The organism is Albibacterium sp. (assembly GCF_035514885.1).
In the GTDB taxonomy this organism is placed as follows: domain Bacteria; phylum Bacteroidota; class Bacteroidia; order Sphingobacteriales; family Sphingobacteriaceae; genus Albibacterium.
Map to the genome: position 1 here is coordinate 1 of NZ_DATJCH010000005.1, position 11,656 is coordinate 11,656.

General features: G+C 37.8%; 7 protein-coding genes and 1 rRNA gene. 4 read left to right on the forward strand and 4 right to left on the reverse strand.

Going from position 1 to position 11,656, the window contains the following annotated elements; all coding sequences use genetic code 11:
* Positions 1–79, forward strand: a 5S ribosomal RNA gene (rrf, locus tag VL047_RS13580); the annotation flags it as partial.
* A 112-nt stretch (positions 80–191) separates the two neighbouring features.
* On the opposite strand, the gene VL047_RS00705 is transcribed toward rrf, so the two are convergent.
* Positions 192–1,070, reverse strand: a complete 879-nt coding sequence (locus tag VL047_RS00705) for an AraC family transcriptional regulator (RefSeq protein WP_325357491.1) — start codon at positions 1,068–1,070, stop codon at positions 192–194.
* 247 nt (positions 1,071–1,317) lie between these two features.
* On the opposite strand from VL047_RS00705, the gene VL047_RS00710 reads away from it, so the two are divergent.
* The 3 genes from VL047_RS00710 to VL047_RS00720 are packed head-to-tail and all read left to right on the forward strand — an operon-like array spanning position 1,318 to position 5,507.
* Positions 1,318–3,141 carry a sodium:solute symporter family protein gene (locus VL047_RS00710; protein ID WP_325357493.1) on the forward strand — a complete coding sequence of 608 codons (1,824 nt, stop codon included), beginning with the start codon at positions 1,318–1,320 and terminating at the stop codon, positions 3,139–3,141.
* Positions 3,142–3,163: 22 nt separating this feature from the next.
* Complete coding sequence (locus VL047_RS00715) at positions 3,164–4,342, forward strand: glycosidase (protein WP_325357495.1); 1,179 nt, start codon at positions 3,164–3,166, stop codon at positions 4,340–4,342.
* Positions 4,335–5,507 (forward strand): AGE family epimerase/isomerase, encoded by a 1,173-nt coding sequence (locus VL047_RS00720; RefSeq protein WP_325357497.1) that lies wholly within the window; start codon positions 4,335–4,337, stop codon positions 5,505–5,507. The genes VL047_RS00715 and VL047_RS00720 overlap by 8 nt, the downstream gene beginning before the upstream one ends.
* Before the next feature lie 83 nt (positions 5,508–5,590).
* Here the strand turns inward: VL047_RS00720 and VL047_RS00725 are convergent, their stop codons facing one another.
* From VL047_RS00725 to VL047_RS00735, 3 genes are read right to left on the reverse strand one after another with little or no spacing between them, the layout of a single operon-like run.
* Positions 5,591–6,424: a hypothetical protein gene (locus VL047_RS00725; RefSeq protein WP_325357499.1), complete on the reverse strand. Its 834-nt coding sequence runs from the start codon at positions 6,422–6,424 to the stop codon at positions 5,591–5,593.
* An 18-nt stretch (positions 6,425–6,442) separates the two neighbouring features.
* The gene (locus VL047_RS00730) at positions 6,443–8,140 is read right to left on the reverse strand and encodes a RagB/SusD family nutrient uptake outer membrane protein (protein WP_325357501.1); all 1,698 of its coding nucleotides are present in this window, start codon (positions 8,138–8,140) and stop codon (positions 6,443–6,445) included.
* Positions 8,141–8,151: 11 nt separating this feature from the next.
* Complete coding sequence (locus tag VL047_RS00735; RefSeq protein WP_325357503.1) at positions 8,152–11,382, reverse strand: TonB-dependent receptor; 3,231 nt, start codon at positions 11,380–11,382, stop codon at positions 8,152–8,154.
* Positions 11,383–11,656: the final 274 nt, after the last annotated feature.

Below are 11,656 nucleotides of genomic sequence, written 5' to 3' on the forward strand. Positions count from 1 at the left end.
CCATACCGAACAGAGAAGTTAAGCCCGCCAGAGCCGATGGTACTGCCGTAACAGGTGGGAGAGTAGGTCGGCGCCCAATCTTACAGGAACCCTGTCTCAATTACGAGACAGGGTTTTTTGCTTTTAGACCCTTTTTTGGTGCACATCAATGTCTGTTATGCATAGATCTTAATCTTGAAGAGATTTTAGAACTAAATGTATAATCTTACTCCTGTAAAGTTTTCTCTAAATTCTTTAGGTGTGCAACCCTTTTTCTTTTTAAAGACCCGGTTGAAATATGAAATGTTATTGAAACCACAGGAATAGGCAATCTCTGAAATGCTTTGTGTGGTATCAATAATTAGTCGACTTACCTGGCCAATGCGGATCTCGTTTAGACAGTCTACGAAGCTTTTTCCGGTACGTTTTTTTATAAACCTACTTAGAGAAACTTCGTGCATATTTACCAGACTAGAAATATCTTGAAGACTTATATCGTTTCTGAAGTTTTTGTTCATATAATCAAATACCAGCTTTATTCTTCGACTATTTGCATTCAATGAAGCCTCATGAAAGCCTTCATTGCATAAGGTTTTATAAGGTGAAAGTGATAAAAGGTGCAAAATCTGCATAAAGTTTAATACAGAGGTAAAGCCATGACTGTCTTTTAAAGTAAGAATCAGATTCTGCATATCAGTTATGGTTTCTAAAGGGAATAGAATTCCTTTTTTAGAGTCCTCAAAAAGCTTTCTTAAATAGCTCGATTGATTTTTGCTGAGGAATTGCGTGTTTAATATTTCATTATTAAATTGAATAGTGACTTCCTGAATTTCCTCACTTATACATTGATGGGTAAACCACGCGTGATATAGGTTTGGACCTATAAAGACTAATTCAGAGTCATCTATCGTCTCAACATGATCTCCTATAATTCTTCTCGCACCCTTTGCATTTAATATTAAATTCAATTCATATTCTTCGTGGAAGTGTAAGGGAAAATCAAACTCTGTCTTCTTACGTGAAAATAGGGTGAAGAAATCACTTTCAGTTAGGGGAGTGATTTCCCTAACAATTTTTTGATTCAATTTCATAAGTTTATATTGGCTGCGTGAATTTAACTAATTATTTTGATTTAGTTAAGGATGTGTTAAAATAGTATTACACAATTTGTTCTAATGAAATTAAGTTTGTTTAGCCAATTATAAAATTAATGTAGAGCTCTTACCGAAAGTGTTTTGCGAGTTATGCTCTAAAGGCCTAGCTTCAATATATTCTTTAGGATTGATTTGTATAAGTTAGATTAACAGAATTATATGGAACTTAAATCTTACAGTTGATATGAGCCTCTCGAATATTGATATAATTGTAGTTCTTGTTTATTTAATAACGATGATTCTTTTAGGATTCATCTTAAAAAAAAGAGCTCAGCGTAATAAAGAATCCTATCTCTTGGGTGGTAAGAAAATTCCTTGGTACATGTTAGGAATGTCTAACGCATCTGACATGTTTGATATATCCGGTACCATGTGGATGGTAACACTTGCTTTTGTTTATGGATTGAAGAGTATCTGGATTCCATGGTTGTGGCCTGTGTTTAATCAGATATTTTTAATGATGTACCTGTCCATCTGGTTAAGAAGGTCGAATGCTACTACTGGTGCCGAATGGCTTAGCACCCGTTTTGGTTTGATTGGACAGGGTGTCCGGGCATCGCATGCAATTGTTGTGATATTTGCCTTAATCAGCTGTCTTGGTTTTCTGGCATATGGGTTTATTGGGTTGGGGAAATTTGTTGAAATATTCGTGCCCTGGGAGAGTATCAGTCCATACATTCCATTTACTGTAGCACCTTCCTTTGTCCCTCATTTTTATGGAATTGTATTTTCAGTAATAACCATGATGTATGCAATTATGGGTGGAATGACAAGTATCGTAATCGGAGATGTTGTTAAATACGTCATCATGTCTGTTGCTGCTATTGTCATTGCAGGAATTGCTGCGGATCGTTTAGTTGGACAAGAATTGAGTGTTCCGGAGGGATGGTTAAATCCTTTTTTCGGCTGGAGATTAGATTTGGATTGGACAGCACATATTGCAGAAGTGAATCAGAAGATTAAGGATGATGGATTTACCTTGTTTGGTATTTTCTTTATGATGATGCTCTTTAAAGGTGTTTTTGCCTCTCTTGCTGGTCCGGCCCCAAATTATGATATGCAAAAGATACTTTCTACTAAATCTCCAAAAGATGCTGCAAAGATGAGTGGGTTGGTATCGGTTATTTTATTGCCCATTCGTTATTCAATGATCATGGGTTTTGCTGTTTTGGGAATATTGTATTATGACCAGCTCGATCTATCTTCAGCTACAGGAGTTGATTTTGAGAAAATTTTACCGGCTGCCATCGTGCAATTTGTTCCGGTCGGATTAACCGGGTTATTACTAGCGGGGTTATTAGCAGCTTTTATGGGAACTTTTGCAGGCACTTTAAATGCAGCTCAAGCTTACATCGTAAACGATATTTATCTTAAGTATTTTAAATCTGATGCTTCTAATATTGAGGTTCGAAATATGAATTACCTTTCAGGTATTGTAGTGGCTTTGATGGGTGTAGTTTTAGGTCTTTTTGTAAAGGATGTGAACTCTATTCTGCAATGGATCGTATCAGCCTTGTATGGAGGTTATATTGCAGCCAATGTGCTTAAGTGGCATTGGTGGCGATTTAATGCAAACGGCTTTTTTTGGGGTATGCTCGCTGGAATTGTTCCTGCATTAATATTTCCTGTATTCTTTGATACGCTGGATTTATATTATTTCCCCCTCTTATTTCTTATATCCTTCTTGGGTTGCATCATAGGAACTTATGCGGCTCCGCCTAGCGATATGGAAGTATTAAAGAATTTCTATAGAACTGTAAAGCCGTGGGGTTTATGGAAACCTATTCGCAAAGCTGTAGAAGAAGAAGATGGTATTGAGTTACGTAATAAGAATTTTGGAAGAGACATGTTTAATATAGTATTAGGAATAATAGGCCAATTGTGTTTGACTCTATTACCGATGTATTTGATCTTAAAAGCTCAGATACCTTTATACCTTACAGTATTGATTTTAGTTATAATCATTGCTGTTCTTAAAAAAACATGGTGGGAAAAATTGGAAAATTAGATAAGTTTTACTTTAAATATATATGATTGAAGTGTTTGTACGAAGAAAAGAAGCTATAGTAAACGAATATAAGGCTTTAATAGAAAGGGAAAACCAACCGATTTTGCCTGGAAATGGTATATATACCAGGTATGAAAATCCTGTTTTAACAGCCATGCATGTTCCATTGGAATGGCGTTATGACTTTTATGAAAAGTCTAATCCCTTTTTTATGGAACGTATTAGCGTTAATTCAACCTTTAATGCAGGTGCCATTCGGTGGAAAAATAAATATGTATTAATGGTGCGGGTAGAGGGGGTTGATCGTAAGTCGTTTTTTGCACTTGCAGAAAGTGAGAATGGCCTTGATAATTTTAAGTTTCGCAGTGAGCCAATTTCTTTGCCTCAATTAAGTGAACCTGATGTGAATGTATACGATATACGACTAACAGAACATGAGGATGGATGGATATATGGTATATTTTGTACGGAAAGAAAGGATACGACCGCGACATTAGAGAACCAATCAGCAGCTATTGCGCAATGCGGTATTATCCGTTCTAAGGATCTGGAGGTATGGGAACGATTACCAGATTTAATCACAAAATCTCCGCAACAGCGAAATGTTGTTTTGCATCCTGAATTTGTGAATGGAATGTATGGTTTTTATACCCGTCCACAAGATGGTTTTATCGAGACTGGAGAAGGAGGGGGGATTGCTTTCGGCCTGACAAAAGATATAATGAATGCGGTGATAGATGAAGAGAAAATTATTCATGCAAAAAAGTATCATACGATTTATGAGACTAAGAATGGACAAGGTCCGGCTCCATTGAAGACTCAGGAAGGTTGGTTACACTTGGCTCATGGTGTGCGCAATACTGCTGCAGGCTTGCGTTATGTATTGTATCTGTTTATGACAAGTTTGGAAGACTTGACGAAAATTATTTACCAACCAGCTGGATATTTTCTTGCGCCAGTGGGTGATGAGCTTGTCGGTGATGTCGGGAATGTTGTTTTTACAAACGGTTGGATTAAGGATGAAGACGGCCAAGTGTTTATTTATTATGCATCATCCGATACCAGGATGCATGTTGCTCTTACCTCAATTGACCAATTGCTTGATTATGTCAAGAATACACCTGCAGACGGTTATTATTCAAATCTTTCTGTTGAGAGAGTTAAAAGTCTGATCTCAAAGAATCTGACCTATCATGAATGAAGAAGCCTTAAATCAGGAATTAAATGATATTCTGGATTATTGGTCAAGTGTTTACGATGAGCAAACAGGTTTATTTGTAGGGCGGATTGATAATTCAGGAAGAGTTTATTCGGATGCACCTTTGGGTGGAGTATTATATGCTCGAATCCTTTGGTCCTTTTCAGCTGGGTATTTATATACAAAAAAACCGATCTATAAGGAGCGAGCCCTCCAGGCCTATAAAATAATGAAAGATTATTTTTTTGATAGAGAAGCAGGAGGAATTTATTGGTCGGTTTTACCTGGTGGTGAACCCTTGCAGATGAGGAAGCAAATTTATGCACAGGCTTTTGCAATGTATGGATTGGCAGAATTGTATAAAATTGAGCCCGATCAAAGAATAATAGATGAAGCATTGAGTTTGTTTTATTTAATAGAAAAGCATAGCCACGATCAAGAAAATGGAGGGTATTTAGAAGCATTCAATCAAGACTGGCAGCCTATAGAAGATATGCGCTTAAGTGAGAAAGATTTGAATGCAGTAAAGACGATGAATACCCATTTACATATATTGGAAGCCTATGCTAATTTATATGAGGTAACAAAAGAAAAGAAAATAGAAATATGCATTAAGAAATTGCTGGATGTTTTTGCGACTAAAATAGTTTGTTCAGAGAGCAAGCACCTTAAACTGTTCTTCAATGAAAATTGGGATTCTCTTTCTTCTATTCAGTCTTACGGCCATGATATAGAAGCTTCCTGGTTATTGATGGAAGCTTCAGAATTAGTTTATGGAAAGGAGGTACCCCAACCCCTTATTGAAGTATGTAATGATTTAGCATTAGCAACCGCTCAAGGGTTATTGTCTGATGGGAGTTTGGCAAATGAAAGACATGCTGATATAATAGACAAGCAACGTCATTGGTGGGTTCAGGCAGAAGCTATGGTTGGGTTTTATTATATGGCTTCTCGTACGAATAACCAACAATACTATCAAACTGCGGATCGTATTTGGAAGTATATATATAAAGAGATAAGAGATACAGTTAATGGAGAATGGTTTTGGGGAAGAGACGAAATAGGAAATATTCTTCAAGACGAAGATAAGGTAGGTTTTTGGAAGTGCCCCTATCATAACAGTAGGGCTTGTTTGGAGATACTAAAGAAATTACAAGCAAAACTATAGCTATAATAATTGTATAAAGAAGAAGCCCTACAATCAAAAGATTGTAGGGCTTCTTCTTTATTATGATGTTTTAAGTGCTAAGGTTAATTAGCTTTGAACACCCAGAACCATGCTGTTCCCCAAGCTCCTGCACCAGGTTCAGGATGGGATAACACCATTTTTTCATCGTCTAATGCTAGGATATCATATTCATAAATCTTAATACCGCCTTCGTTAGGTGATATACCATTCAGAATAGTTGTTCCTTTCAAAGTAAGTTTACCTTTGGCCCATACAGCTCCAGCTTCATCCATAGTTTTGCTATTCATATTAAATGAAAATGTACCTGTTTCTGTTGTGCCATCAGATTTTACTTTGGTAAATTTTGCTCCTCTTAATGAGAAGATCATTTTTGCACCGGGACCTTCATTGGCAGATTGTCCATTAATATCTGCTAGAGGAACTAGCCACCAGGCAGGCGCTACATTACCTAAATATCCTCCATTACCCCAAACAGCTGGTGCTGTATCATCCCATGCCCACTCTTTGTCAGTACCGCCAGTTAAGAAACCCCATTCTGGTGGTACAGGAAAACGCAGGTCTTCTACGTTCACTGTTAAGGTTTTAGTAATTTCTGAACCATCCGGGTTTCTACCGGTAAAAATGATTTCATTTTCTCCTTCAACAACCATAAGAACGGTATCTGTTTTCTTTTGGGTTTTGCCTGTTCCAAAATCCCAAGAAGATAGAACGGGACTTGAGTTATTTAGGATTACTTTGTTGGTGGCTTTTCCATCAACAATAACTGGAGTTGCTGTAATATCAAGCTGTTCTGCGCTAATAAAACCTCCAATATCCAACCTGTCTTCAACTGCTTCGCAACTAACTAATGCGAGAGTTGATAGCAGGATCATTATATATGCAGTAAATCGTTTCATAAGTATCTAATTAAATATTTACCATCCTGTGAATTCGGCAGCTGGAGTTCCCCAACCTGCGTTTTGAACTAATACTCCTTCAGAAAGAAGAATTTGAGACTCTGGAATTGGCCAAAATCCTCCTGTTGCTTCAAATCTGGCTTTGTAACCTCCGCCAAATGCTTTCATCTGAGTATCAATACCCTTATTCTTAATAGCAACTCCCTCTTGTGCTGCCAATGCATTAGCAGCATCTCCCCAACGCATTAAGTCAAAATAGCGCAATCCTTCAAATGCCAATTCCCAGCGACGCTCTCTTTTTAGCGCTGTTAATGAATAAGCTACAGATGGAAGATTTACACGTGCACGTACTTTGTTTAAGCCACTAGCATCTTCTTTTAATTCTGATTGCATTAATAATACATCTGCAAAGCGGATTAATACCAAATCTTGTGTATTGCCTAACTGCATATCATTGTTAGCATCATCGGATAGAACAGCATAAGATTTAAGTAAAGCGCCTGACTCGTCGTAAGCCGTTATTGGTATATATTTCTTTTGCCAGAAACCTGTTTCTTCCATTTGAGAATCAGCACCATATATGTAATTCTCTACATCTGTTTCAGCATTCATAATGGATCCTGTACGTCTGATATCATTAGGTTCTAATTGTTTCCAATCATCCCATAATTTACTATTTACCGGACCAGCTCCCCAGCCTTGACCGAATGGGAAAGTATTTTCTAAACCGTTGTTTGATCTTAAACCAAAATGAAGGTTGTATTGATTTGAGTATCCCAGTTGGAAGTTAGCTCCCCAATCCACAGAGGTACCGAACTTTACAGCAAATACTGTTTCCTTGTTACCGTCTCCAGCCCATTGCAATCCGTTGTCTTTAGCATAATCGTAATCTTTTGCTGTATACTGGTTGCTGTACGGCCAAAGGTTGCGGAAATCATCAACCAAACCATGTCCGCTATTTGTGACACATTCGTCTATCCAGGTAATAACCTGCGCTTTATTGATCGATCCACCTTCGTTTGCCACCGGTAATTCTGTTTTGTTATAATACCCGGTATAGAAAAGGAATACGCGAGCCATTAATGCCTGAGCAGCCCATTTGGTAGCATGACCCGACGCCACATTACTATAGGGAGTAGAAGGCATCAATGTAATTGCCTGATTCAGATCGTATGCGATTTGAGCATAGGTCTCATCTGCAGGAGATTTAGGCAAGTTTACTGCTTCTGTTGTAATTACTAAAGGAACTTCACCAAACATTTCTGAAAGTTCAAAGTAAAATAAAGCTCTTAAGAAATGTGCTTCACCTTTTAGCTGGTTCTTTTGAGCATCACTCTCCCAAGCAGTTACTTTGTCTAAATTTTCTAGAGCTGTATTTGCTCGGTATATTCCTTGATAGCGTGCTGTCCAGAATGTTTCGAAACGACTGCTTTTTGTATTCATAAGGTGATCCAGACCCTGCATATCCTTATCATTCTCTCCACCACCGCCAAAGCGATCATCTGAAGCAAGTTCAGCCATATAGAAACTCGTGTTGTGTGAGTTTGAAACGGCAGCACTTAAGGTAGAGTAAATTCCGGTAATCATCTGATTTGCATCAGCCACAGTGGAAGGAAAATTCCCTGTATTTTTCTTGGTATAGTTTTCTGAGTCCAGGTTCTTTTCACAAGCGGAAAAGAAGATAGCCAGGGCTGCTAAACTTAATATTTTTTTCATTTGTCTTCGTTTTAGAATGTAAGATTTAAACCAATCAGATAAGTTCTTGGGGTAGGGTAGAATCCTACATCAATTCCTGAAACCCAAGACTGATCATTACCATATCCAATTTCTGGATCCATTCCAGAGTATCCGGTTATAGTAAACAAGTTTTGACCTGTAACATATAACCTTGCTTGTCCGAAAGGCATTTTTGGAAGCCATGATTTAAGATCATATCCCAATGTAACATTCTGAATTTTCACATAATCACCATCCTCAATATAGATATCTGAGATATACTGGCTATTGGTATGACTTCCCATAGTTAGGCGTGGGAAACGGTTAGAAGTTCCCTCACCATGCCATCTTTGAAATACATCGGTGGTGTAATTCTGAAGAGGACTATCTGCAAAAGAACGGTATGATTTTGCAATCTGTTGGCCAAATGCACCTGTAGCGGTAACCGAAAGATCCAATCCTTTATAACCAAAAGTTAGGTTTAACCCACCGGTAATATCTGGATGAGGGTTACCAAGCATGGTTTTGTCATCATCTAAAATAACACCGTCTTTATTTCGGTCAACAAAAATAACATCTCCTGGCTGTGCGCTGGCTAATACACCAAGGCCTCTATTCCGGTAATCAGCAATCTGTTCTTCCGTTTGGAAAATACCGGCAGTTTCAAATCCGTAGAAATAGCCAATAGGGTAACCTACTTGTGCGCGGTACATTTCTTTTGTTCCCTGACTAAGCACATTTTCAGGTCCATGAATAATTCCTTCTGCATTTGCAATACGGGTTACTTTATTTTTGTTATAAGCGCCGTTTAAGCTGATTCCGTATCGGATATCGCCACGAGTCTCATTCCAGGTTAAACCAACCTCAAAACCTGTATTTTCAATATCTCCACCGTTAATGAAAGGAGCAGATGTTCCATAAGATGCCAATACAGGAGCCTGTACTAACCAGTCTTTTGTTGTTTTTTTATACCAGTCAAGGATTACTCCTAAGCGGTTTGAAGCAAATCTTGAATCTAAACCAATGTTTAATTGCTCAGAAGTTTCCCAAGTAATATTTGGGTTTGGCAAAATATCTGCATATGCGCCAGTTAATAAACTGTTTTTATTATTTCCGAAGTAGTAACCGTTTCTTGTATCAAAGGCAATGGTAGCTAAGTATTGGAAAGGGTCGATGCTTGCATTACCATTTTGTCCCCAACTTGCTCTTAGTTTCATGAAGTTCAACCAGCTGCTAGAGCTTTCCATGAAGGATTCGTTGGTTACTACCCAACCTGCTGCAACTGATGGGAAATAACCCCAACGGTTTCCTTTTGCAAAGTTAGATGACCCATCGGCACGCATAATCAAGGTGGCCATATAGGTTTCATTGTAGTTGTAATTTAATCTACCAAAGTAGGAAGAAAGACCTCCCTCGCCCCATGGTGATCCACCGATAACTGTATTGGTTCCAGATATAGCTGGTGTATTGGTTATCCAAGCATTTTTCCAAGAACCAGGGAATAGAGATCCTGAATTGCTTACATTTAAGCCCTCACCCATTCCCCATGTTTCCATAGATGCCCCAGCCAATGCGTCAAAGTTGTGTACTTCATTAATTGACCATAAATAAGACAAGGTATTTTCAAAAGTATAGCTATAACCACTTGCCTGATTTTGACTAACATCATCTTCTGCATTAGAAGAAGTTGTTGATAAAACAAAAGCAGGTGTATATTGTCTATACGATGATGCGTTCATTTTATATCCAAAGCTACTGCGGAATTTTAGATTCTTGATAGGTTGAACTTCAAGGTAAGCATTCGCAAGTAGTGAGTGATTTTTACTTAAGTTTTGACCACGGCTATAGTCCATACTAGCAATCGGGTTTGCCGTTGCTCCGTCAAATGCCCATCCGTCGGCAACTTTGCTTGCCTGATCGTAATAACCACCATTCTCATTATAAACCGGAAGTAGTGGATTTCCTATTATCATATTATGTATATCATTCCAATATAGGTTTCCAATACCGATACCTGATTTCTCGCTATAAGAATAGGTTAGGTTTTCACCAATTTTAATGATATCGAAATCATCGTTCTTTAAAAGAATATGATCAGAGTTTATGCGGAAGTTATTTCTTGTAAACTTCGGTTCAACCGGTTTTCCGAAGATTCCTTCCTGGTCTGATAACGAATAACTTAAAGAGAACTTCGATTGTTCGTTACCTCCACTTAGATTAAATGCATGGTTTTGTGTTAATGCATCATCGTTTTGAATCTCTTTTAGCCAGTTGGTACCATTCCAAGTACCTGCCTCAATTTGTGCATATTGCTTTGGAATTAAGTTTGCCCAATCGTAAGGAGTTTGTCCTTCATTGAAACGAACTTCGTTCATGATGGTCATATACTCTTTAGCATTTAACAAAGAAGGCAATTTGTAGGCATTCTGCCATCCTGCATAACCGTCGTAGGAAAGAGTTAATTTGCCAGATGTACCTTGTTTGGTAGTTACCAAAACAACACCGTTAGCTGCTCTAGATCCGTAAATAGCGGCCGATGCAGCATCTTTTAAAATGTCAACCGATTGAATATCAGAAGGATTTAATGTGTTGATATCACCTCCTGCAACTCCATCGATTACATATAATGGCGATGAATTTCCAATAGTTCCCAAACCGCGGATCGTTACTTTAAAACCTTCTCCCGGCATTCCTGAACTTTGAGTAATCTGCACACCTGGAGATTGACTCTGCAATGCACCTAATACACTTGATGTGCTTAGTTTCTGTAAGTCTTCTCCTTTTACTTGTACAGTTGCACCTGTGGTAAGCTTTTTCTTTTGAGTTCCATAACCTACAACTACTAGCTCTTCCAATGTATTTATATTCTCTACGAGAGTAACATTGATTGAACTTTGTGTTCCAACAGTAATACTTTGACTTGTATATCCAATAAAAGATATAGTTAGGGTAACGTTGGCATTGTTGGTGTTTAAAGAAAACCGACCGTTAGCATCGGTGCTTATTCCATTTGTTGTTCCTTGTTCAACAACATTTGCACCCTGTAAAGGTTCTCCATTTTCGTCAGAAACGGTACCTGTAATGGTTCTTTGCACGATTTCTGATCGCGCCCGTACATCATTTGCTATGCTCCGAGCATACATTTCGGGCGAAATAGACAAGAATATCAGCTGAATACCTAAGCATTTCAGCGCTAATCTTAAGGTCTTTCCACCGAATCTTTTGTAGAAATTTGATTCCATTTAGATTTAATTATGTTTGAAAATTAGTTTAATGGTGAGCAAAGCTAATGAAATAGTTTAATTTGTATTAGCATTTTTTTAACCGTGTTTAATACTTTCTTGAACAAACATCAAGATAAGGAGCATTTTATAATATAATATGCTGCGTAATAGTTTGCTGATTAGTCGTTTGTTTAAAGGTTGTCAAATTTTGAATTGTTTTTAATTCAGGTATATTTTGATTAAGAACTGCTGTTTTGAGATCTTTGGCATAGTCTTTTCTTAAAATGTCTAT